The organism is Streptomyces sp. NPDC050610 (assembly GCF_040654875.1).
Taxonomy (GTDB): Bacteria; Actinomycetota; Actinomycetes; order Streptomycetales; family Streptomycetaceae; genus Streptomyces.
In genome coordinates, this window is the sequence record NZ_JBFAIV010000010.1 from 32872 (window position 1) to 56415 (window position 23544).

At 71.6% G+C, this 23544-nt stretch carries 17 protein-coding genes and 1 riboswitch; of the genes, 3 read left to right on the top strand and 14 right to left on the bottom strand.

What is annotated here, in order from left to right; genetic code table 11:
• Positions 1-141 precede the first annotated feature (141 nt).
• On the bottom strand, positions 142-1575 hold the full coding sequence (locus AB0I22_RS14950; protein ID WP_363131165.1) for an NAD(P)/FAD-dependent oxidoreductase: 1434 nt from the start codon (positions 1573-1575) through the stop codon (positions 142-144).
• A gap of 507 nt (positions 1576-2082) precedes the next feature.
• Here AB0I22_RS14950 and AB0I22_RS14955 point away from each other — a divergent pair.
• Positions 2083-2355 carry a type II toxin-antitoxin system Phd/YefM family antitoxin gene (locus tag AB0I22_RS14955; RefSeq protein ID WP_363131166.1) on the top strand — a complete coding sequence of 91 codons (273 nt, stop codon included), beginning with the start codon at positions 2083-2085 and terminating at the stop codon, positions 2353-2355.
• Positions 2352-2621 carry a type II toxin-antitoxin system RelE/ParE family toxin gene (locus AB0I22_RS14960; RefSeq protein WP_363131167.1) on the top strand — a complete coding sequence of 90 codons (270 nt, stop codon included), beginning with the start codon at positions 2352-2354 and terminating at the stop codon, positions 2619-2621. Before AB0I22_RS14955 ends, AB0I22_RS14960 begins: the two co-directional genes overlap by 4 nt.
• A 34-nt stretch (positions 2622-2655) precedes the next feature.
• On the opposite strand, the gene AB0I22_RS14965 is transcribed toward AB0I22_RS14960, so the two are convergent.
• The 11 genes from AB0I22_RS14965 to AB0I22_RS15015 all read right to left on the bottom strand — a co-directional run bounded on the left by AB0I22_RS14965 (position 2656) and on the right by AB0I22_RS15015 (position 15612).
• Positions 2656-3588, bottom strand: a complete 933-nt coding sequence (locus AB0I22_RS14965) for a Ppx/GppA phosphatase family protein (protein WP_363131168.1) — start codon at positions 3586-3588, stop codon at positions 2656-2658.
• On the bottom strand, positions 3585-4151 hold the full coding sequence (locus AB0I22_RS14970) for a DUF501 domain-containing protein (protein ID WP_363131169.1): 567 nt from the start codon (positions 4149-4151) through the stop codon (positions 3585-3587). The genes AB0I22_RS14965 and AB0I22_RS14970 overlap by 4 nt, the downstream gene beginning before the upstream one ends.
• A gap of 300 nt (positions 4152-4451) precedes the next feature.
• The gene (locus AB0I22_RS14975; protein ID WP_363131170.1) at positions 4452-4913 is read right to left on the bottom strand and encodes a septum formation initiator family protein; all 462 of its coding nucleotides are present in this window, start codon (positions 4911-4913) and stop codon (positions 4452-4454) included.
• 140 nt (positions 4914-5053) lie between these two features.
• Complete coding sequence (gene eno / locus AB0I22_RS14980; RefSeq protein WP_363131316.1) at positions 5054-6334, bottom strand: phosphopyruvate hydratase; 1281 nt, start codon at positions 6332-6334, stop codon at positions 5054-5056.
• A 315-nt stretch (positions 6335-6649) separates the two neighbouring features.
• Entirely contained in the window at positions 6650-7366 is a 717-nt protein-coding gene (locus AB0I22_RS14985; RefSeq protein ID WP_363131171.1) for a transglycosylase family protein, read from the bottom strand.
• Between the two features lie 2 nt (positions 7367-7368).
• A riboswitch (cyclic di-AMP (ydaO/yuaA leader) is annotated at positions 7369-7513 on the bottom strand.
• A gap of 294 nt (positions 7514-7807) precedes the next feature.
• Positions 7808-8932: a transglycosylase family protein gene (locus AB0I22_RS14990; RefSeq protein WP_363131172.1), complete on the bottom strand. Its 1125-nt coding sequence runs from the start codon at positions 8930-8932 to the stop codon at positions 7808-7810.
• 181 nt (positions 8933-9113) lie between these two features.
• Entirely contained in the window at positions 9114-10367 is a 1254-nt protein-coding gene (locus AB0I22_RS14995) for a cytochrome P450 (protein WP_363131173.1), read from the bottom strand.
• A 53-nt stretch (positions 10368-10420) separates the two neighbouring features.
• Positions 10421-10843: a DUF6479 family protein gene (locus tag AB0I22_RS15000; protein ID WP_363131174.1), complete on the bottom strand. Its 423-nt coding sequence runs from the start codon at positions 10841-10843 to the stop codon at positions 10421-10423.
• A 214-nt stretch (positions 10844-11057) separates the two neighbouring features.
• On the bottom strand, positions 11058-12188 hold the full coding sequence (locus AB0I22_RS15005) for a nucleoside triphosphate pyrophosphohydrolase (protein WP_363131175.1): 1131 nt from the start codon (positions 12186-12188) through the stop codon (positions 11058-11060).
• Positions 12189-12210: 22 nt separating this feature from the next.
• Positions 12211-12828, bottom strand: a complete 618-nt coding sequence (locus AB0I22_RS15010) for a SurA N-terminal domain-containing protein (RefSeq protein ID WP_363131176.1) — start codon at positions 12826-12828, stop codon at positions 12211-12213.
• A gap of 693 nt (positions 12829-13521) precedes the next feature.
• Positions 13522-15612, bottom strand: a complete 2091-nt coding sequence (locus AB0I22_RS15015; protein WP_363131177.1) for an N-6 DNA methylase — start codon at positions 15610-15612, stop codon at positions 13522-13524.
• 656 nt (positions 15613-16268) lie between these two features.
• Between AB0I22_RS15015 and AB0I22_RS15020 the strand changes: the two genes are divergently transcribed.
• The gene (locus AB0I22_RS15020) at positions 16269-17774 is read left to right on the top strand and encodes a DUF2079 domain-containing protein (RefSeq protein WP_363131178.1); all 1506 of its coding nucleotides are present in this window, start codon (positions 16269-16271) and stop codon (positions 17772-17774) included.
• 153 nt (positions 17775-17927) lie between these two features.
• Here the strand turns inward: AB0I22_RS15020 and AB0I22_RS15025 are convergent, their stop codons facing one another.
• Both AB0I22_RS15025 and mfd read right to left on the bottom strand, forming a co-directional pair.
• Positions 17928-18701 carry an HNH endonuclease family protein gene (locus AB0I22_RS15025; RefSeq protein ID WP_363131179.1) on the bottom strand — a complete coding sequence of 258 codons (774 nt, stop codon included), beginning with the start codon at positions 18699-18701 and terminating at the stop codon, positions 17928-17930.
• Between the two features lie 330 nt (positions 18702-19031).
• Positions 19032-22685 carry a transcription-repair coupling factor gene (gene mfd, locus AB0I22_RS15030; protein ID WP_363131180.1) on the bottom strand — a complete coding sequence of 1218 codons (3654 nt, stop codon included), beginning with the start codon at positions 22683-22685 and terminating at the stop codon, positions 19032-19034.
• Positions 22686-23544 lie beyond the last annotated feature (859 nt).

The following is a 23544-nucleotide window of genomic DNA, read 5'->3' on the forward strand; positions in this document are numbered from 1 at the left end:
GCCGGTCATCACCGGCCTTGGCCGCCGGCCTTCGCCGGGAGACCCGCCGCCCGGGGGTTCTGAAGCCCCGGCGGACCTGCGGGCCCGCAGACCCACGGGCCCGCAGAGCCCACAGGTTCGCAGGCCCTCAGGCCCGTCAGGTCAGGAAGCCTTCGCCTTCTCACCCTTGTCGGCGGCCTTCTCGGCCTTCTCGGCCTTCTCGGCCTTGTCGGTCTTCTCGGCCGGCGGGGCGGCCTGCGGGGCGGGCTTGGCCGCCTCGTAGAACTCCTCGCGGGGGTGCTCCATCGCGCCGAGGGAGACGACCTCGCGCTTGAGGAACATGCCGAGCGTCCAGTCGGCGAAGACGCGGATCTTGCGGTTGAACGTCGGCATCGCCATGCCGTGGTACGCGCGGTGCATGTACCAGGCGATCCGGCCCTTGAGCTTGATCTTCGTCTTGCCCACGACGATCATCGCGACGCCCTTGTGCAGGCCGAGACCGGCCACCGCACCCTTGTTGGCGTGGCTGTACTCCTTCTGCGGGAAGCCCCGCATGCCGGAGACGACGTTGTCGCCGAGGACCTTCGCCTGACGCAGCGCGTGCTGGGCGTTCGGCGGGCACCAGGCGTTCTCGTTGCCCGCCTTGCGGCCGACGAGGTCCGGGACCTGGGCGTTGTCGCCGGCGGCCCAGATGTAGTCGGTGCCCTGCACCTGGAGGGTGGCGCCGGTGTCGACGTGACCGCGCGGGCCGAGCGGCAGGCCGAAGCGGGACAGGACCGGGTTGGGCTTGACGCCCGCGGTCCAGACGATCGTGTTGGCGTCGACCTCAAGGTCGTTGTTGAGCACGACGTGGCCGTCGACGCAGGAGTTCATGCCGGTCTTGAGGTAGACCTCGACGCCGCGGCTCTCCAGGTGCTCCTTGCCCCAGCCGCCCAGCTTCGGGCCGACCTCGGGCAGGATCTTGTCGGCCACGTCCACCAGCAGGAAGCGCATGTCCTCGCGCTTCACGTTGGGGTAGTACTTGGCGGCGTCGCGCGCCATGTCCTCGACCTCGCCGACGGTCTCCGCGCCCGCGAAGCCGCCGCCGATGAAGACGAAGGTCAGCGCCTTGCGCCGGATCTCCTCGTCGGTCGTGGAGTCCGCCTTGTCGAGCTGCTCCAGGACGTGGTTGCGCAGGCCGATGGCCTCCTCGACGCCCTTCATGCCGATGCCGTTCTCGGCCAGGCCGGGGATCGGGAAGGTGCGGGAGACGGCGCCCATCGCGATGACCAGGTAGTCGAAGGGCAGCTCGTACGCCTCGCCGACGAGCGGCGCGACGGTGGCGACCTTGCGGTCCTGGTCGATCGTGGTCACGCGGCCGGTGAGGACCTCCGCCTTGGGGAGCACACGCCGCAGCGGCACCACCACATGGCGGGGAGAGATGCTGCCGGCTGCAGCTTCAGGGAGGAAGGGCTGGTACGTCATGTACGAGCGCGGGTCGACGACCGTGACGGTCGCCTCGCCGTACCGCATCTTCTTGAGGATGCGGCGTGCCGCGTACAGGCCTACGTACCCACCGCCTACAACGAGGATCCTGGGACGCTCCGTGGTGCTCATGATTCGAGTATCCAGCACCGCCCCGACGGGGGTTCGTGAGCCCCTTCACAAGGATCACCCCCCTGTCTGCTACACTCCGCCGCCACCGTGACCGACGCCATAGCCCGATCAGGGAACCACGGTCCGACGGAACGCGTTGTTCACCCCCACTGAACTGGCATTGTGGCCCGATCCGCAAATAGACCACTGCCGGATTTCACACGGACCACACACACAGGGAAACCGCCCGTAACACGCACAACAGGGGCCCCCGACCCGCGGAACCAGGTCATAGAACCCAGAACCTCGGCCGACAGACCCTTTTTCCTTGTGAAGAAGTTCACGAACTTTCTCGCGACGGCGATTCACGGGGCCCGTGGGGCGGGCGAGAGGCCCGTCCCGGGGTGCACAGGAACAGCCCCGTCACCCGCTCGGCCGAAGCGCGGGCGATGCCGTCGAGCACCTCCCCGGCCCGGGGCGTCGCCCACCGCCTCGGTACGTGTACACGCCTCTGCGTACACTGCCCTCATGGCTGAGAACACTGTGACCGTACGGGAAGCCCGCGCGCATCTGGCGGACCACATCAACCGGGCCGAGGAGGGCACGCCTACGGTGATCACCCGCAACGGGGAGCCCGTCGCGGCCGTGGTGCCGATCGCGGACTTCAACGCGCTGGAGGAAGCGGCCGACGTGCTGCTGGCGCGCGAGGCCGAAGCGGTCCTGGCCCAGGGCGGCCCGACCGTGAGCATGGCCGAGCTCCTGGCGGACCTGTTCGACGAGCGCACCGGCGACGCGGCGTGAAGTACGCGTTCCGGTTCACCGCGGCGGCCCAGCGACAGCTCCGAGCCATCGACCGGCCCGCCGCCATGCGCATCCTGGCCGCGCTGACCGCGCTCGGCGACGACCCTTACCGCGAGGACGCGGGCGTCAAAAAACTCACCGGCCCCTCGGGCCTCTACCTGCTCCGCGTCGGCGATTACCGGGTCGCCTACCAGGTCGAAGACGGCGAACTCGTCATCCTCGTCGTCAAGGCCGGCGACCGGCGCGACGTCTGCCGCGACATCTGAGGCCTACTCGATCCGAGGCCTCTCGGTCCGAGGCCTACTCGTCGTCGAGTGCGGCCAGCGCGAAGGCGATGCCGTCCAGGATGTCGTGCTCGCTGACGACGACCTCGGCGGCGCCGGTCCGCTCCATGACCGACTGGAGTACGAGCGCTCCGGCCCCGATGACGTCCACCCGGCCGGGGTGCATCGAGGGGATCGCGGCCCGCTCGTCGTGGGTGGCCGCCAGCAGGGCGCCGGTGACCTCCTTGACCCGCTCGTAGGAGATCCGGGAGCGGTGGATCGCGGCGGAGTCGTAGCGCTCCAGGCCGAGTTCGATGGCGGCGATCGTCGTCACGGACCCGGCGAGGCCCACGAGGGTGCGCGGCTCGCGCAGCGGAACGCTCTCCTCCGCGAGGTCGAGCGCGGCGTCCACGTCGGCCCGTATCGCGCTGATCTCGTCGGCGCTCGGCGGGTCGTGGCGCACGTGCCGCTCGGACATCCGTACGCAGCCGATGTCCACGGAACGGGCGGCACGCACCCGCTCGCCGCCGACCACGAACTCCGTCGAGCCGCCGCCGATGTCGACGACCAGGTACTCGCCGCCGTCCCCGGCCAGCTCCTTCGTCGCCCCGGTGAAGGAGAACTCGGCTTCCTGGTCGCCGGAGATCACCTCGGGCTCGACGCCCAGGATGTCCAGGACGCCCTGGACGAACTCGTCCCGGTTCTCGGCGTCCCGCGAGGCGGAGGTGGCCACGAAGCGGACCCGCTCCGCGCCGTGCTCCTCGATGACCGCCGCGTACTCGCGGCACGCGGCGAACGTCCGCTCCAGCGCCTCGGGCGCGAGCCTGCCCGTACGGTCCACGCCCTGGCCGAGGCGGACGATCGTCATCCGGCGGTCGAGGTCGACCAGCCCGCCGGTGGCCGGGTCGACGTCCGCGACCAGCAGCCGGATGGAGTTCGTACCGCAGTCGACGGCGGCGACGCGCTTCATTCGGCGTCTCCTTCGGCCTGTACGTCCTGCTCCTGGGCGTCCGCCGCCTGGCACGGCGCGACGCACGGGCCCTTGCGCCACCACTCCGGCAGCATCGCGATGGCCTCGTCGCCGAGCGGGTTGACGCCCGGCCCGGCGGCCAGCGAATGGCCGACGAGCACGTGCAGGCACTTCACGCGGTCCGGCATGCCGCCCGCGCTCGGGAACCCTTCGAGCACCTCGATGGCGTCGCGGCGGGTGATGTAGTCCTCGTGCGCGGCGCGGTACGCGGCGGCCAGCTCCGGGTCGGTGCCCAGCCGTGCCGTCATCGTCTTCATCACGCCGTCCGCCTCCAGCGTCCCGATCGCGGAGGCCGCGCGGGGGCAGGTGAGGTAGTAGAGCGTCGGGAACGGCGTGCCGTCCTCCAGGCGCGGTGCGGTCTCGACCACGTCGGGGTTGCCGCAGGGGCAGCGGTGCGCGATGGAGCGCAGACCGCGCGGGGGGCGGCCCAGCTGCTCCTTGAACGCGGCGATGTCCGCGTCCGTCGGGGTCGTGGGCTCGGTCTTCGGAGGAGGGGTGTCCATGGGCTCGCTCGTACTCGGTCTTCTCGTGTCTTCTCGGTCGGTGGGCCGGATCGTACGCGCCGGGGCCGTACGGGCCACAGTCGCAGTCGTACGGGCCGGTGCGGCAGGCGTACGGGCCGGTGTCGCGCGGGCCGGGTCGTCGGGGCGGATCGTACGGGCCGGATCGTACGGGCCGGGGTGATCGGGACCGGGACCGGGCCGAGCGGCCCGTACAGCCGTACAGCCATGCAGCCGTACAGCCATGCAGCCAAGGTCCGTGCAGCCGCATCCGGGCGCCCGCCCCCGGCCGGGAGGGCCCCGTCAGCCCTTCCCGTGTCCGTCCGCCTTGTCCACCCCGTCCCAGAGGTTGTCGGACCAGGAGCGGCCGGCGCCGCCCTGGTCCTTCGGCCGCTTGGCGTCGCCGCCGCCGTCCACCACGCTGTAGCCGGTCTCCCCCGGTCGCGTGTAGTGCAGGTGCTCGCGCGCCTGCTGCTCGATGTAGGCCGGGTCCTTCAGCCGCGCCTTCTCCTCGCGGAGCCGCTTGACCTGCTCGCGCGCCTCCCGCGACTGCCGCAGCTGATCGCCGATGTCCGAGCGCTGGGTGATGAACTGCCGCATCGGGTAGGCGAGGGCGACGACCAGCGAGCAGACGACGAGCGCGAGCAGCGCCGCCCGGCCGGTGAGGCGGTTGCGGCGCACGGGCCGGGTCCGGTACACGCGGGCGGCGGCCTGCTCGCCGAGCGCCTTGAGCCTGGTCGCCGTGGAGAACCGATCCGCCGGCACAGCCGCCTCCCCTGTCTCGTCGCCCGTGCGACCCACCTACGTACACGTCCCCGGCAACGGTACGGGACCGGTGCCGGGGACGCTTCGCTTACGCGCTCAGCCGCGTACGGCCGTGTTCCGCGTGCTCGCGGGCCGTGGGGTCAGCCCTTGAAGCGCGGGAACGCGGAACGGCCCGCGTAGACCGCGGCGTCGTCGAGGATCTCCTCGATGCGCAGCAGCTGGTTGTACTTGGCGACGCGCTCGGAGCGGGCCGGGGCGCCGGTCTTGATCTGGCCGCAGTTGGTGGCGACGGCCAGGTCGGCGATGGTGACGTCCTCGGTCTCGCCGGAGCGGTGGGACATCATGCACTTGAAGCCGTTGCGCTGGGCTAGCTCGACGGCGTCGAGGGTCTCGGTCAGCGAGCCGATCTGGTTGACCTTGACCAGCAGGGCGTTGGCGGCGCCCTCCTCGATGCCGCGGCCGAGGCGCTCCGGGTTGGTGACGAACAGGTCGTCGCCGACGATCTGGACCTTCTCGCCCAGCTTGTCGGTGAGGACCTTCCAGCCCGCCCAGTCGTCCTCGTACAGCGGGTCCTCGATGGAGACCAGCGGGTACGCGGCGACGAGCTCCTCGTAGTACTCCGTCATCTGCGCGGCGGAGCGGTCCTGGCCCTCGAAGGCGTAGACGCCGTCCTTGTAGAACTCGGAGGCGGCGACGTCGAGCGCGAGCGCGATGTCCTGGCCGGGCGCGTAACCGGCCTGCTTGATGGCCTCGACGATGAGGTCGAGCGCCTCGCGGTTCGAGCCCAGGTTCGGGGCGAAGCCGCCCTCGTCGCCGAGGCCGGTGGACAGCCCGCGCTCCTTCAGCACGCCCTTGAGCGTGTGGTAGACCTCCGCGCCCCAGCGCAGCGCCTCGGAGAAGGACTCCGCGCCGATCGGCGCGATCATGAACTCCTGGATGTCCACGTTGGAGTCGGCGTGCGAGCCGCCGTTGAGGATGTTCATCATCGGCACCGGCAGGAGGTGCGCGTTGGGGCCGCCGAGGTAGCGGAAGAGCGGCAGGTCGGACGCCTCGGAGGCGGCGTGCGCGACGGCGAGGGAGACGCCGAGGATGGCGTTGGCGCCGAGCGAGGACTTGTCCGCCGTGGCGTCCAGGTCGAACATCGCCTGGTCGATCAGGCGCTGCTCGGTGGCGTCGTAGCCGACGAGCTCCGGGCCGATCTGCTCGATGACGGCGAGGACGGCCTTCTCGACGCCCTTGCCCTGGTAGCGGTTGCGGTCGCCGTCGCGCAGCTCCAGCGCCTCGAAGGCACCGGTGGAGGCGCCGGACGGAACGGCGGCACGGCCCGTGGAGCCGTCGTCGAGGCCGACCTCGACCTCGACCGTGGGGTTGCCTCGCGAGTCGAGGATCTCGCGAGCTACGACGACGTCGATGGACGGCACGAGTGTCTCCTTCATGGGGTGACTGGTTTCTGCACCCCGAGCCTAACGGGCCGGGGGCATCCGCCCGCGCGCAGCCCGGGCTCCGGGCCGAAAAATGGGCCAAAGGGCCAGATCAGAGGACGAATGGCGGTGTTGTTCGCCGAACGGGGAATGGGGGCCGGAACTGGACACCGCCGGAGGGGCAGCCGACACGACACCCCCGGACATGCGAGTGCCCCGCTACGGCGCGATCGGGGGGAATGGCGCGCCGCAGCGGGGCGGTCTCTCATGAGCGGAGAGACAGGGACGGTGATGAAGCCGTCCCGGAGGAGCGGATCAGCTCAGGTGGAGCTGCTGACCCGGGTAGATCAGGTTGGCGTTGGAGACGATGCCCTTGTTCAGGTTGTACAGCTTCTCCCAGCCGCCCTTGACGCTGTGCTCCTTGGCGATCTTGCCGAGGGTGTCGCCGGACTTGACCTTGTACTCGCCGTCGCCCTTCTGGATGGACTTCGGCGCGACGGGCTTCGGCGCGGCCTGCTTGGGGGCGGCCTGCTTGGGGGCCTGCTGCTTCGGCGCGTAGTGCTTCGGGGCCTGCTGCTTCGGCGCGGCCTGGCGCTCGCTGCGGTCCGCGTGCTGCGTGCTGCGGCTGCTGGAACCGGTGTCGACGCCGGCGGCGGGGCCACCGGAGGACAGGTTGCCGGCGCCGGCGCAGGACCAGGCGCCCGGGCCCTGCATGGCGAGCAGCTTCTCGGCGGTGGCGATCTGCTGGCCCTTGGTGGCCTGGTCGGCACGCGGGGCGTACTGGGTGCCGCCCGCGGCGGCCCAGCTGGACTGGTTGAACTGCAGGCCGCCGTAGTAGCCGTTGCCGGTGTTGATCGACCAGTTACCACCGGACTCGCACTGCGCGACCTTGTCCCAGGTGGAGACGGAGGCGGCGGAGGCCGAGGTGGCGCCCATCAGCGGGACGGCGACAGCGGCACCGGCGACGCCGGCGAGCGTGGCGACACGGACGGCCTTGGACGGACGGCGGTGCTTGCCCTTGGAGATAAGCATGTTGGTTTCCTCACCGACGCCTACGAGGTGAGCTGTCGGGTTCGGGCTGTGAGCTGCCCGGCCTCGTGTGCCGGAGCACACGGGGCTTCACCCCTAGCCGTCCCGGTCCCCGTCGGTGTCGACGGGCCGTTCCGGCGGCCTACCTGGTTCCCCCGCTCCTGCCTACGGCGCTTTCGCGACGAATCCAGCGACCGCCGGCAGGATTCGGCGTGGCGATCGTGGTGCTCACGGTGGCGAGCGGTGACGACGTTAAACACACTGCCCAGGAGGGTTCAAACCCCCCCTCCTGACGGCAGTTGCCTCTACTTACCCACAGAAACAGCACATTTCCGCAGGTGAGAGACGGTAGGGAGAGATCGGGCAGGGGAGGAACCCGGGGCTGTCAACGAGACCCATGTCTCACTTTCCCTCGGAACGGACATACCGCCCGTACCGTCGCTCTCACGTTCCGAGATCAAGTTTCTGACCAGGGAAAATGAGATCGGGGTCGCTTCCTACGGTGCCGTGGTTGCGCTCGTAGAGGCTGGTCCAGCCGCCGGCGACGGAATGCTCCTCCGCGATCACCGAGAGGCTGTCCCCCGACCGCACCGTGTAGTCGTGAGGGGCCTGTTGGGGCGTACGAGACGAATTCCCGGCGCGCGATTCCCCACCGCGCGATTCCCCGCCGCGCGACGCGTGCCGGCCGCCGCCGCTCCGTCCGGCGTCGTCCTGCGCGGAGGAGCCCGTGCCGTCGTCCCCCTTGCTCCCTTCGCCCCCCTTCTCCCCTTCATCCGTGCCGCCGCGGTGCCGGCCCTCGCCGGACGTCGGCGACCCCGTCGTGGAGGTCGTGGGGTCGGTGGAGGGCTCAGTGGGCTCGGAAGGGGTCGTGGAAGGCGTCTGAGAGGGCTTGCCGCCGGGCTCGGGGGTCCCGGACGGGCTGGAGCCGTCCGCGCCGGTCGCGCCGGAGCCCTTCTCGCCGTCGCCCTTCCCGCTCGGCGTCGCGCTCGAACCGCCCTTTCCGGAGTCGGCCTTCCCCGGCTCCGTACGGCCCTTGCCCTTGTCCTTGCTCTCGCTCTTGTCCTTGCCCTCGCCCTTGTCCTCGCCTGAGGGTTTCTGGGACGGGTCGGAGCTGTGGGAGGGCGAGGGCGACTGGGCGGAGGGCTCCGAGGACGGCGTCTGGGTGCTGCCCGGGTCGACGCCCGGGGCCGCACTGCCGCGGTTGAGCCCGGAACTGACCGCGCATCCCGACCAGGGCTTGGTGCCCTGGCCCTCCAGGATCTTCTGGGCCACGGCTATCTGCTGGGCCCGGCTGGCCAGGTCGGGTCTCGGCGCGTACGCCCTCCCCCCGTACAGATCCCACGTCGACTGCGAAATCTGGAGCCCGCCGTAGAAGTCGTTCCCGGCGTCGGCGCTCCACGTTCCGCCGCTCTCGCATTGAGCGACGCGGTCCCAGGTCGCTGCGTCCGCGGCGTTCGCACCGGTGGCCGCGAGCAGCGGCATGGCGATTCCGGCGCCCGTCACCCCCGCCGCTACGACGATGGCCGGGACCTGACGGGGGCGGCGGTGTCGACCGTTCCCGGTGCGCATGCGGTTGCCTCTCGTGTGACGGCTGAGTTGTCGGTTCCTCGGTTGCCGAGTTGTCGGTTGCTGAGATGTCGGTTGCCGAGTTGCCGGTTGCTGAGTTGTCGGTTGAAGATAGCGACGCGCTCAGTCAGTCACAAGCCGATGTAGCCGAGGTCACGCGGAGGTCACGTCGCTTGACGCTTCGTCACTTCTGGCGGGGCGTGAACTCCACGGGCAGCGTGCGCAGTCCGCGCATGATGAGGCCGCCGCGCCACCGCAACTCCTCCGGTTCCGCCGCGAGACGCAGGTCGGGCAGGCGCCGCAGCAGCGTCGCGAGGGCGGCCCGGCCCTCCAGCCGGGCGAGCGGCGCGCCGATGCAGTAGTGGACGCCGTGCCCGTATCCGAGGTGCTGATTGTCACCGCGCGAGAGATCGAGGGTGTCCGGTTCGGCGAACCGCTCCGGATCGCGATCCGCCGCCGCCAGCACGACGAGTACGGGATCGCCCGTGCCGATCCGCTGCCCGCCCAGGGTGATCGGCTCGGTGGCGAACCGCCAGGTCGCCAGCTCCACCGGTCCGTCGTAGCGCAGCAGTTCCTCGATGCCGGTGGCGAGCAGGCTCTCGTCGCCCGCGTCCAGGGCCCGCTGCAACCGCTCGCGCTGGCCGGGGTTGCGCAGCAGCGCGTACGTGCCGTTGCCGATGAGGTTCACGGTGGTCTCGAACCCCGCGAAGAGCAGGATGAACGCCATCGCGGCCGCCTCGTTCTCGCTGAGGTGCTCGCCGTGGTCGGAGGCCCGGATCAGACCCGAGATCAGATCATCGCCGAGGTCCGAACGCTTACGGTGGATCAGCTCCGCCAGATACGTACGCATCTTCTTGACGGAACGGGCCACTCCGCCGCGCGGCCCGCCGCCGTGCCGGATCATCATGCCCGCCCAGTCGCGGAAGTCGTCCTGATCCTCGCGGGGCACGCCCAGCAGATCGCAGATCGCGTAGATGGGGAGCGGAAAGGCGAACTCGTGGATGAGGTCGGCGCTGCCCCGCGCGGCGAAGCCGTCGATGAGGCCGTCCGTCAGCGCCTGCACTCGCGGCGCGAACTCCGCGACCCGGCGCGGTGTGAACGCCTTCGAGACCAGGCGCCGCAGCCGCGTGTGGTCCGGCGGGTCGATGTTCAGCAGATGCGTCATCAGGTTGGCGCTGCGCTCGCCCGGAATGCCGATCTTGCCCTTGCCGTGCGCGGCCTCGGAGTGGTGCACGGGGTTCTTCGACAGCCGCCCGTCGGCGAGCGCCTGCCGGGCATCCGCGTAACGCGTCACCAGCCAGGCCTCGACCCCGCTGGGCAGCTCGGTACGGCGTACGGGCGCGTGCTCGCGCAGCCAGGCGTACGCGGGGTAGGGGTCGGCGGCGAATTCCCAGCTGAAGAGGGCGGGGACGGGGGCGTCGGCGTTCTTGTCGTGCACCCCACGACGCTATAGGAGCCCCCGCCCCCGTGGGCGAGGGGCGTTCTCGGCCTCTACGTATGCCCGCCGCCCCCGCTGCCGAAGCCGCCGCTCCCCCCTTCGTTCCACTTGCGCGGCTCCTGCTCCGGATCGCTGTGGCTGTCCGGGTCCGTCAGCTCGTGCGGCAGATAGCGGTGCCCGTCCGGAGCCAGCTCGTCGGTGGCACGCCCCTCCTTGACGTAACCGAGCGAGTCCCGCTCCCCGTCATGCCCCGGACCGTGATCAGCGGGCATGGGCCCGCTCTGCTCGTCCGGCGTCTGCCACGAACCGGCACGCTCCTGCGGCTCCTGCGGCGGAGCGGGCTCCCGCTCGCGCCGCTTGCGCCCGTAGGCGACGGCCCCGATCAGCAGAGCCACAACCACGATCCCGACGGCCAACGGAGCGATCCCGCCGCGCAGCCCGTTGTCGGCGGCGAGATAGAAGATCTCTGAGTGCATGGCACTGGGGTACCCCCCGATCGCCCAGACATGTCGCCCCCTAGGCCGAACGGGTGTACGGACGTAGGCCTGAAGCCGCACCGACGGACCCGGCTGAGCCCGTACGGACCGTGGCGGGGGCCGGTCGGGGCGCGGGGCGTGGTGGTGGGGGGCAGTGCCCACGCGCCCGGTCGGCCGGTCGGCCGGGCGGTCGTCCGGCCGATCGGGGGCAGGTTCAGTCCGTGGCGGTGGTGGGGTCGGGGGCGTCGCTGGCGTCGGCAGCGGGGGCGGGGGCAGGGACGGACTCCGCGGCGCGGATCGCATCGCGGTAGGTACGGGCGGCCGCACGCAACGCCGTCTCCGGCTCCGTCCCTTCCTCCACGGCCCGTACGGCGAGCGCCAGCAGTTCGTACCCGACGCCGGGCCCGGCCGGCACCGCGACGTCGAGCCCGGCCCCCTGGGCCCGGGAGGCGAGCTTGGCGGCGAGCGCGAGGGCGGGCTGGCCGAGCGGTACGCCCTCGGTGACCGAGTCGCGCTGCTTCTCGATCGCCTTGGTCCGCAGCCAGTGCGCCTTCACGTCTTCGGCGCTCTCCGCGCTCTCCGCGCCGAAGACGTGCGGGTGCCGGTGGATGAGCTTGTCGACGATGGTGCCCGCGACATCGTCGATGGCGAACGGCTCGTCCGGGTCGTCCTGCGCGATGCGCGCGTGGAAGACGACCTGGAGCAGCACATCGCCCAGTTCCTCGCGTACCGCCTCCTTGTCTCCTTCCTCGATGGCTTCGAGCAGTTCGTAGGTCTCCTCCACCGCGTACTTCGCGAGGTCCTCGTGCGTACGGACGCCGCTCCACGGGCATTCCCGGCGGATCCGGTCCATGACCTGCACCAGGTCGAGCAGGCGCGCGCCCGGCAGGTCGTACGAACCGGGCAGCAGCTCCAGCGCGGGCATCCGCTCCCGCCCGGAACCCGCGAGCCGGGCGAGTCCGGCGGTGAGCGCCGACTCGCCCTCGGCGGAGGTGATGACCACGGCGGTGCGCCCACCGTCCAGGCAGTAGCCGACGAGCTCGCGGGCGTCCGCCACCGCCCCCTCGGCCTCGACGCCGGCCTCCCCCAGATACGGCAGCTGCGGGTGACCGGGGTCGGCGCACAGCACCCGGTCGGCGGCGCGCAGCACCTGCCAGGCGGGCCACGACAGCAGACCGGGGGCGACCCGGTGGCTGGTGGTCAGCAGGACGATACGGCCGGGGTCGGCCGCACCGTCCGCGGGCCCGGCGCCGCCCTGCGGGGCGGCGGTGCGGTGCGGGTCAGGGGCGCGGTGCGGGGGCGCGCTGTCCTGGCGGCTGGAACTGTCTGGCGCGGAAGCGTTCACGCCGTCGAGCGTAAGCGACCGCTCACATCCGCTGCTCGGGCGCCGGTGTGGCCGCGCGCAGCCACGGCTCACTGGCGGCCTGGGCGGTGCCGCGCTTGGCGTCCCAGCTGCCGTAGCGCGGGTTGACGTCGACGCCGATGGACTTGGACGTCGTCATCAGCACCTGGTTGGTACGGGCGGCCCCGAGCCGCTGGTCCAGCTTGGCGCGGGTGTAGTCCATCTTGATGGCCTGGTCGATCTGGTCGGGCGCGACTCCCAACGACAGGAACCTGGCCCGTACCGCCTCCGCACCGCCATTGGCGTTCTCCAGCGCGGCGCGCTGCCGCTGCACCTCGCGCCGGGTGACGCCGACACCGTTGTCGTCGGCGGCCTTGTCCACGATCCGGTACTGGATGAGGCGGACGAGGGTGTCCTGGCCCAGCCGCGGGCTGGCCGCGACGAGCTGCTCGGCCTGCGGCGAACCGCGCTGCGCGTCCCGAACGTCCTTCACCTGGGCCTGAAGCTGGGACACGCTGATCCGGTCCTTGCCCACGACGGCTGCCGCGCCGGGATGCGGGGCGGAGCCGCACGCGGTGAGCATGGGGGCCGCGACCAACAGTGCGGCGGCGGAGACGGAGAGCGCGGTCCTGCGGCGGTGCATGGAGCCTCCCGGTGAAGATCGTTGATAACGAGGGCCGTACGAAGCCCCTCCTGGAGGGGGTGGCGGTCGGATGACGGGCGGTCGCATCGAGCTGGCGTTGATCGATGTTATGGAGTCCGCGTGGTCCAGGCCACTGATTCGACCAACGATTCGGGGCTGGTTGGGAAACGAACGGAGATGCGGCGCGCTGGTGACGGTGTGACAGGGGGAACAGCCTTCCGGCTATGGGCCGTTCCGCGCGGATTGATCCCCCTTCCCGGCTTCTGCGCCGACGCCTCCCTCCCTCCCCTACTCAACCCACGCCCAATCCTCACTCGGGCCCCGGCCTACCCAGCCCGCGCCCACCCCCGCGCCCGCCTGCCGACCTGCTCAGCCCGTGCCCGACCCCTCACTCGGCCGCCGCCGCCTGCTCTACCCGCGCCCCGCCCTCCCTCGGCCCCCAGCACACAACTCGTGCCCAACCCACACTCTGGCCCCGGCCCGCTCCGCCCGCGCCCAACGCCCGCTCGGCCCCCGGCCCGAACGGCGCCCCGCCCAACCCCTTGCTCGTCTTTTGCTCGGCCCGTGGTCGGCCCTTGGTCGGCTCTTGCTCGGCCCTCGTCCCTCGTCTCTCGTCGTGACCGGCCTCCCGGCCGGAGCGGCCCCTGATCTGAACGACGCCCGCCGAGCGGCCCCGGTCGGCCGGGCGCCTGATCACTCGGGGCGCGCGGTGCCGTCCGTCAGTCCGTCGTACAGCCCCTGTACGAGCTGCTCGCCGAGCCGCCCGGCGAGTCTCAGCGACTCCTCGAAGGAGGCGAGGGCACGGAAGCGGCGGCCGTAGCGCCGCTGGTCGGTCAGGGATATGCGGGGCAGTTGGAGCCGGCGGACGTCGAGTCGGGTGGGGGTGGAGGCGTAGCTGCTGGCCTGGCGCTGATTGGCGGTGCCGCGCAGGAATCCGGCGAGGAACCACGGATCGAGGGTGGCGGGGTCGGGCCGCAGGAGGTGCAGCCCGCGGCCGAGCGCTGCCCCGGCGCTCGCCTCGTCGATGACCCGGGCCACGGTGACGTCGCCGAGGACGGGCACCACCACATCGCCCTCCTCGACTCGGAGGGGCTCCTCGGCTGCGCCTTCGGAGAGCGTGCCGGACGGCTCGGAGCCCACTATGACGTCGTGCTCGGTCAGGACGGGAGGCGCACCCGTCGGGTCGGGACTCGCGCCGCTCCCCCCGGCACGCAGCACCAGGGCGCCGGCGCGGGCCAGTTCGCCGACGGTGGTGGACCGACGGCCGGGCACGGCGGTCTCGGCGGAGGTGGAGGCGAGCGGTCTCGCGGGGTCGGGGGTGAGCCCGGAGGTACGCCGCAGCGCCGTGGTGAGCCGGGCGTGCACATCGGCCAGTTCCGCGGCTCCGCCGCCCGCCGTGGGCGGAGGGAGGTGGCGGGCGGGGGCGAGGTCGACGTCGTCGTCGAGGACGTCGATGACGGGCAGCGAGCGGCAGACGCCGGGCTTCTCCTCGGTGGAGCCGTTCCGGTCGAATTCCTGCCAGGCGTCGAGCACCGCGGTGCGCACGGCCTGCCAGGGCAGTTGGTCGCGGTTGGTGGCGGCCAGGTCCGCGGTGTCGATGAGCAAGAGGTGTGGTGCGGGCAGGGGTTGGGCGGTGGGGCGGCGCAGCACCCACAGGTGCAAGGGGATGCCGTAAGGCGGCGCGGCCCCCGCGGGCAGCGCGATGACGGCGCGCAGCGCGCCATGGCGCAGGAGGTCCGCGCGGATGCGGCGGCCGGAGCGGCGGGAGGCCGCGGCCGGGGGCATCAGCAGAACGGCGGTGCCTCTGGTGCTCAGCCGGGCGAGTGCGTGCTGGACCCAGGCGAGCTCGGATTCGGTGCGGGCGGGGTAGCCGTACTCCCACCGGGAGTCGTATGCCAGCTCGTCATGGCCCCAGTTGCGTTCGTTGAACGGTGGGTGGCAGAGCACGGAGTCCGCCTCCAGCTCGGGGAACGCGTCGGCGCGCAGGCTGTCGCCCGCGCGCACCCGCACCTGGGCCGTGCTGTGCAGGGCGAGGCGCAGCGCGCTGAGCGCGGCGAGGTCGGGATCGGCTTCCTGGGCGAAGATGGCCCGTGTGTGCAGCGGTCCGCTGGTATCGGCGGCGCGCAGCAGGCTGCCGGTACCGGATGCCGGATCGAAGACGGTACGTACGCCGTCCCGGTCGAGACCGGATTCGGCGAGGGCTGCCATCAGCTCGGCGGGGGCGGACGGGGTGAGCGTGTACTGCCGGGGGTTGGCGTCGAGGTGTCGGCCGAGCAGGAACTCGTATGCCGACCGCGCGCCGAGGCCGGTGGCGAGTTCGGCTGACCCGCGCAGGAGAAGAGCGGACGCGGCCACCTCGACCGGACTGGGCAGGGTGACCGGGTGCCGGTTGCCGAGCCGGGCGGTCAGCGCGGCGCCGAGGGCCGGCGGCAGCGCCTCGGCCAGATCGGGATCGGCGAGCTCGGCGAGCTCCGCCCAGTCCGCCGGCCGTTCGCGCACGAGCACGAGCACGCAGCCCGCGTGGCGAAGAGCGGTCACGGCGCCGGCCGGGTGCCCGGCGATCTGCTGCCAGACCCGCTCGCCCAGCGGAATCTCACCGACTTTTCCCTGGTCGCGCAGCCATCGCTCGATGGAGCTGAGCGCGAAGGTCGGGCTCGTCTCCGTGCCGCCGACTGGCTTGGGAAAGTCGTCGTGACGACGGCGCCAGTTGCTGACGGCGGCGCGGCCCACACCGGCGAGCCGGGCGATCCCGGCCGCTGTCACCTCTGCTGCGTTGTCCGGCATGCGCTCCCGTCCTCTCGCACTCGTGAGTTGCCTGACCTGTCGTAGCTGTTGTGACGCCGATCATACCCACCGAACCCGCGAAACCGCCTTCACGACCGTGAACTCACTCGAACCGGTGAACAGGATTGACTCGGTTCACAGCCACCTGCTGTCATTGACCCATCGACTCACACGCAGCAGGTCCGACGAGCAAGGCCCAGCTCGCGAGAAGAGGAGAGGTGGAGAAAGGACAAAGACAGAGCCGAACCTCGCTCGCGAGCGCAGGCGCGAAGAGATGAGAGGAAGGAGAGGCCGGAGGAGGGAGAGGTCGGAGGAGGGAGCAGCAGGGCTCTCGTCCGCGGGCACGGACACGGGCTCGGGCACGTGACGAGAGAAGGACGAGAGAAAGAGGCCCCCGACTTCGTTCGCGAAGACCGCAGGGCGCAACCGATGACGGCCTGACCGCCATCACTCTCACCAGAGAAGACCGCGCGTCTCGGCGGCCCGTCCACGAATAGTGTCCGAGCCGCTCGGCTCCCTTCGCGTATCTTTTCGACATCCCGGATCGACATCCCGGATCGACATTTCGGGCCGACGTCCTGGATCAAAATCCTGGACCGACAACCCGGATCGACACCCCGAAACAGGCCCAAGAGACCCCGAGACAAGGACCGCCCATGGACACGGCCGCAGCAGTCGCAGCACCCGGCCACAGCACGGCCGAGGCCGCGCCCGCCGCCGGTGCGCGCACCGCGGCCCTGCGCAACCCGCGCCTGGACCCGTACTGGCTCGCAGCAGCGCTGTTCATCGCCTTCGCCGCGCTCTCCATCTGCCGCTATCGGCGCTTGCTGACGATGTCGTGGGATCTCGGGATCTTCGAGCAGGCCATACGGGCCTACGCCCACTTCCAGGCGCCGGTCGCCGATCTCAAGGGGCCCGGCACCAACATCCTCGGCGACCACTTCAGCCCCGTCACCGCTCTCCTCGCCCCCTTCTACCGGGTCTTCCCCACCCCCGTGACACTGCTCGTCGCACAGGCGGCACTGTTCGCGGTCTCCGCCATACCCGTGACGCGCGTCGCCGCCCATCTGCTGGGGCGCAAGCGTGGCCTCGCCATCGGTCTGGCCTTCGGGCTTTCCTGGGGCGTCCAGCGCGCCGTCGAGTTCGACTTCCATGAGATCGCCTTCGCCATGCCGCTGATCGCCTTCTCCCTGGAAGCGGTCGTGCGGCACCGCTGGCAGGCCGCCTTCTGGTGGGCGCTCCCCCTCGTCCTGGTCAAGGAGGACCTCGGGCTGACCGTCGCAGCGATAGGGTCCGTCATGCTGGTGCGGCTCCGCGGCAAGGAGCAGCCGCGCATGGTCGCGCTCGCCGCCGGGCTCGTCGCCTTCGGACTCGCCGCGGCCGTCATCACCTTCGGGGTGATCATTCCGGGGTTCAACAACAGCGGCTCGTACGACTACTGGAACAAGCTCAACGGCGACGGCGGGCCGGCACCCACCATTCCCTTCGACACCGCCCTCCGCACCCTGCTGTGGATCCTGCTGCCCACCACCGGGCTGCTCGCGCTGCGCTCCCCGCTGCTGATCGTGGCCCTGCCCACCCTGGCCTGGCGGTTCCTGTCCCACGACGACCACTACTGGGGCATCGACTGGCACTACAGCGCGGTGCTCATGCCCGTCGTCTTCATCGCCCTCGTCGACGCGCTCGCCGGAGTGGGCGCGAGCCCTCGCGCATGGCTGCGCTCGTACGCCCAGCACATACCCGCGGCCGCGGCCGCCGCGGCACTCGCGCTCACCACATCGCTCCCCCTGGCCGACCTCACCGAGGCCGACACCTACCGCAAGTCGTCGGCGGTCAACGCCATCGACCGGCTGCTGAACCGCATCCCCGACAACGCGACCGTCGAGGCCAACGTCGGCCCGATAAGCAGGCTCACGGACCGCTGCCGAGTGTTCTGGATAGGAGGAACCGGCGGGATACAGCCCGACTACGTGGCGCTGCGCAACGACGCCGCCAAGACTCCGGCGGAGCTGCTCGACGAGGCCCAGCGGATGCACCCAGGTACCACGTACACGTACCTCGGTGGCGACGGCGGCTACGCCGTGCTGCGGCGGGCCGCACCCACCCCGGCGCCCGCCGCCGCCACCGCCGCCGCACCTTCCACCGCCGTCGCGTCGCGCTGAAGCTGTCGCGTCGCTCTGGAACTGTCGCGTCGCTCTGGAGCCGCTTCGTCTCAAGACCACTTCGTCTCGAAACCGATTCGGCTCAGGACCGCTCCGTCGTGAGGCGACTCAGGTCTTGAAGCGGCTGCGCGCTGGCGCCGGTGCGGCCCGACGCTACTTGGCCTTGAAGCGGACGGGGGCCTCGGTGGGGTTGCCGCCGGTGGGGAGCTTGGCGGAGGGGCAGGTGGTGAGGACCTTCTTCATCGCGTCGCGTTCGGCGGCGGTCACCCACAGGCCGTACTTCTTCTTCACGGCGACCTGGTGGGCGACGTAGTCGCAGCGGTACGCCGTGTTGGAGGGCAGCCAGGCCGCCGTGTCCCCGTCGCCCTTCTGGCGGTTGGCGGAGGCGTCGGAGGCTATGAGGTTCAGCGGGTCGTTCGCGAGCGCTATGCGCTTGCTCGGCGACCACTGCCGGGCGCCCTTCTTCCAGGCGTCGGACAGGGCCACCGCGTGGTCGATGTCTATCTTGCTGTGGCCCCGTACGTAGTGGACGGTCTTGCCGGTGTACGGGTCCTTGGTCAGGGTGCCGGAGGCGACCTTGCAGTGGCCGTCGGTGAACTTCACGTCCGTCAGGTCGCGCTTGAGGATGTCGTCCCGGGTGTCGCAGTGGTTGCCGTCGGTGTCGAGCCAGGCGCGGCCGAAGCGGTCGCGGGCGTAACCGTCCATGGTGCCGCTCGCCTTGACCTTCAGTGAGGAGACGGCGGACAGGGCGCCGCCGGACTTCCCGGCGGACTTGTCTGCGGACTTGTCTTGGGTGCTGCCGCCGTTGTCGCTGTCCGGCGAGCACCCGGTGACGGTCACGGTCAGCAGGGCGGCACCGGCGAGGGCGGTGCCGGCGAGCACGCGGCGGCGGGAGCGGAGGCGGGCAGGCAGCGGGAAACTCTTCACGTCAGGGAACATCCACTCTGGGATCGGCGGCTGAAAGCGGGGCGCACCCCGCGCCCCGCAAGATCCTAAAACGGACAGACCGCCGTCCCCTGCGACCGAGCGGGGGCGGGTGCCGTCACTTCAAAGGCTGCCCGGCGCCCACCCCTACGAACCCACCCCTACGAACCCACGGCTACGGCCCCATTGCTACGGACCCGCAGCTACGCATCCGCAACTACGAGATCGCGGCTACGGCCCCGCCCCTACGAACCCATCGTCACGAACGACCCCATAGCCACGGACCCGTAGCCACCAACCCAGAGCCGCGAGCCCACAGCCGCGAGCTCAGAGCTACGAGCCCACGACGGTGGTGAGGAACTCTCCCGTCCACGCCAGCAGTTCACGTCCCATCAGCGGTTTGCCGCCGATGCGGGCCGTTGTCGGGCGAGGGACGAGGAGTTGCCGGGTGGCCGGCTTCATGACCGTGCGGGGGTGGAGCCGCTTGAGGCGGAGTTCCTGCGACTCGCGCAGTTCCACCGGTCCGAAGCGGATGTTGGAGCCCTGGAGGGTGATGTCCGCGACGCCGCAGGCCCGGGCGAGCATCCGCAGGCCGGCGACGAGCAGCAGGTTCTCGACCGGTTCCGGCAGCTTGCCGTAACGGTCGGTCAGCTCCTCGCGGACGGCCTTGATGTCCTCCTCGCTGCTCGCGGAGGCGATGGCCCGGTACGCCTGGAGGCGCAGCTGCTCGCCCGGCGCGTAGTCGTGCGGCACGTGCGCGTCGACCGGCAGCTCGATCTTCACCTCCGGCGGCGCCTCCTCCTGCTCCTGGCCGTCCAGCGAGGCGCGGTAGTCCGCGACGGCCTCGCCGACCATGCGCATGTACAGGTCGAAGCCGACGCCCGCGATGTGCCCGGACTGCTCGCCGCCCAGCAGGTTGCCCGCGCCGCGGATCTCCAGGTCCTTCATGGCGACGTACATGCCCGCGCCCATCTCGGTGTGCTGGGCGATGGTGGCGAGCCGTTCGTGGGCCGTCTCGGTGAGCGGCTTCTCCGGCGGGTACAGGAAGTAGGCGTAGCCGCGCTCGCGGCCGCGGCCGACGCGGCCGCGCAGCTGGTGCAGTTGCGAGAGGCCGAAGTTGTCGCCGCGCTCCACGATGAGGGTGTTGGCGTTGGAGATGTCGATGCCCGACTCCACGATGGTCGTCGAGACCAGCACGTCGAACTTCTTCTCCCAGAAGTCGACCACGACCTGTTCCAGCTGCGTCTCGCCCATCTGCCCGTGCGCCGTCTGGATGCGCGCCTCCGGCACGATCTCCCGGAGCCGGGCGGCGGCGCGGTCGATGGACTCGACCCGGTTGTGGATGTAGAAGACCTGGCCCTCGCGGAGCAGTTCGCGGCGGATGGCCGCGCCGATCTGCTTCTGCTCGTACGGGCCGACGAAGGTCAGCACCGGGTGGCGCTCCTCCGGCGGCGTGGTGATCGTGGACATCTCGCGGATGCCGGTGACCGCCATCTCCAGCGTCCGGGGAATGGGGGTGGCCGACATGGTCAGCACGTCCACGTTGGCGCGGAGCTTCTTCAGCTGCTCCTTGTGCTCGACGCCGAACCGCTGCTCCTCGTCGACGATGACCAGGCCCAGGTCCTTGAACTTCGTCTCGGACGAGAACAGCCGGTGGGTGCCGATGACCAGGTCGACGGTGCCGTCCTTGAGCCCCTCCAGCACCGCCTTCGCCTCGCTGTCCGTCTGGAAGCGGGACAGTGCCCGGACGTTGACGGGGAACTGCCCGTAGCGCTCGGTGAACGTGCCGAAGTGCTGCTGCACCAGCAGTGTCGTCGGCACCAGCACGGCGACCTGCTTGCCGTCCTGCACCGCCTTGAAGGCGGCCCGCACCGCGATCTCGGTCTTGCCGTATCCGACATCGCCGCAGACCAGCCGGTCCATCGGGACCGACTTCTCCATGTCCTCCTTGACCTCGGCGATCGTCGTGAGCTGGTCGGGCGTCTCCGCGTACGGGAAGGCGTCCTCCAGTTCGCGCTGCCAGGGCGTGTCCGGGCCGAAGGTGTAGCCGGGGGCGGCCATCCGGGCCGAGTAGAGCCGGATCAGGTCGGCGGCGATCTCCTTGACGGCCTTCTTCGCGCGCGCCTTGGTCTTGGTCCAGTCGGCGCCGCCGAGCCGGTGCAGGGTGGGGGCCTCGCCGCCCACGTACTTGGTGATCTGCTCCAGTTGGTCGGTCGGCACGAAGAGCCGGTCGCCGGGCTGGCCGCGCTTCGCGGGCGCGTACTCGACCAGCAGGTATTCGCGGGTGGCGCCCTGCACGGTGCGCTGCACCATCTCCACGTAGCGGCCCACGCCGTGCTGTTCGTGGACGATGAAGTCGCCGGGCTGGAGGGTGAGCGGGTCGATGGTCTTGCGGCGGCGGGCCGGCATCCGGCCCAGTTCCTTGGCCGCGGCCCGCTGCCCCGACAGGTCCGTCTCGGTCAGCACCACCAGCTTCAGGCCGGGGTCCACGAAGCCGTGCTCGATGGAGCCGCAGGCCACGTGCACCACGGACGGCGTGAGCTGCGCGAGCCCGCCCGTACCGCTGCCGGGAACAGTCCCACTGCCAGAAGCGGCCCCGCTGCCGGAAGCGGCCCCGGCGTCGGTAGCGGTAGCGGTACCGCTGTCGGGAGCGGCCAGCCGGGCGGGGATGCCCTCGCCGGAGAGCACCTCCACGGTACGGGCGGCGGGGCCGTGGCCCTCGGTGACGAAGACCGCGCGCCAGCCGTCGGCCAGCCAGCCCTTGGTGTCGGCCAGGGCGCGGGCGGTGTCACCTCGGTAGACCTCGGGGGCGTGCATGCCCAGCCCCAGGGTGCCGTCGTCCAGTTCCTCGTCCGCGGCGAAGGGGCTGACCGTCCACCACATCATGCCCAGTTCGCGGGCGTGGTCCCGGACGTCCGCGATGCCCCACAGGGACGCCGCGCCCACGTCGATGGGGGCCGCGCCGCCGACGGCGGAGGCCGCCCAGGACGCCTGGAGGAACTCCTGCGAGGTGGCGACCAGGTCGGCGGCGCGGGTACGGACCCGCTCCGGGTCGCAGACCACCGTCATGCTCCCGGCGGGCAGCACGTCCAGCAGCAGTTCCATGTCGTCGACCAGGACGGGGGCCAGGGACTCCATGCCCTCGACGGCGATCCCCTCGGCGATCTTGCCGAGCAGTTCGCCGAGCTCCGGGTGGTCCTCGGCGAGGGCGGCGGCCCGCTCCCGTACGTCCTCGGTCAGCAGCAGTTCCCGGCAGGGCGGAGCCCACAGCCCGTGCTCGGCGACCTCCAGGGACCGCTGGTCGGCGACCTTGAAGTAACGGATCTCCTCGACGTCGTCGCCCCAGAACTCCAGCCGCAGCGGGTGTTCCTCGGTCGGCGGGAACACATCGAGGATGCCGCCGCGCACGGCGAACTCGCCGCGCTTCTCGACCAGTTCCACCCGCGCGTACGCGGCCGCCGCCAGCCCGTCCACGACCTCTTCGAGGTCGGCGCTCTGCCCGCTCCGCAGGCTGACCGGCTCCAGCTCGCCGAGCCCCTTGACCTGCGGCTGGAGTACGGACCGTACGGGCGCGACCACGATGCTCACGGGGCCGGCCGCCGGGTCGTCCGGGCTCGGGTGCGCCAGCCTGCGCAGCACCGCGAGGCGGCGGCCGACCGTGTCCGAGCGCGGGGAGAGCCGCTCGTGCGGCAGGGTCTCCCACGACGGGTATTCCACCACCGCGTCCTGGTGGCCCGCCGGCATCAGCGAGCGCAGGGCGGAGGCCAGGTCCTCGGCCTCCCGGCCGGTGGCGGTGACCGCCAGCACGGTACGGCCCGCGCCGCCGCCTCCCCTGGGGTCGCGGGCCAGCGCCGCGATGGTGAAGGGGCGCGCGGCGGGCGGGCCGACCAGGTCGAGGTGGGGCCGGTTGCCGTCGGCTGCGGCCTTTACCGCTTCGGCGAGCGCCGGATCTTTGACGACTGCGTCGAGCAGGCCGTGCAGGCTCATGGAGGCTTCCGTCCCAGGGGAGTGGACTCGATGGGGAATGAGAGGTGGGGAGAGGGGCGCGGAGGAAGAGGAAGAGGGAGGGTAAGGGGAAGGGGGATCGAGGAGTGGGGATCGAGGAATGGTCGGGTGGGCGGACAACGCGAACCGCCCGACACGTCCAACGTGCCGGGGTTCTCCAGCCTACGACGGGGCACCGACACGCACACGCGGGACCGGTCCGGGCGCGCTCCCCCGCGATGCGCCCGGACCGGCCTGCACTGGGGGGGAGGAGGCGGGGCAGTCGTCCGCCCGGACCTGCGATCAGCCCGGGCGGACACACGTCCCCCCTCGGGGCCCCGCACCCCGCAAGGCCGGCCCCCTTCGGACCCGCCCCCCGGCAGGCCCGTCCCCCATCGGACCCATCCCCCAGCGGGCCCGTCCCCCTCGGACCCGCCCCCCGGCAGGTCCGTCCCCCATCGGACCCATCCCCCGGCAGGCCCGTCCCCCCTCGGACCCGCCCCCCGGTAGGCCCGTCCCCCTTCGGACCCATCCCCCGGCAGGCCCGTCCCCCTCGGGTCCCGCGCCCCGCAGGGCCGGTTCCCGCTCGGGCCCTGCCCCCCCCGCAGGGCCCGTCCCCCCTCGGCCCGCCCCCCGCGGGCCCTCTCCGTCGGCGGGCCCGTATCCCCCGTGGGCCCGCCTCCCCCGCACCGGCCGTCAGCCCGGCGCGGGGAGTCTCCTGGTCGTACCATCGGCGCACGAGGCGCCCGCCGCTGCCCCATCCACGCAGTTCGCCCGCCGCCGCCCCATCCACGCGGCCCGCCCGCCACCGCACCGGCGGGGCGTCGGCGGGGGCACCGCCAGGGCGCTGGCGGAGCACCGG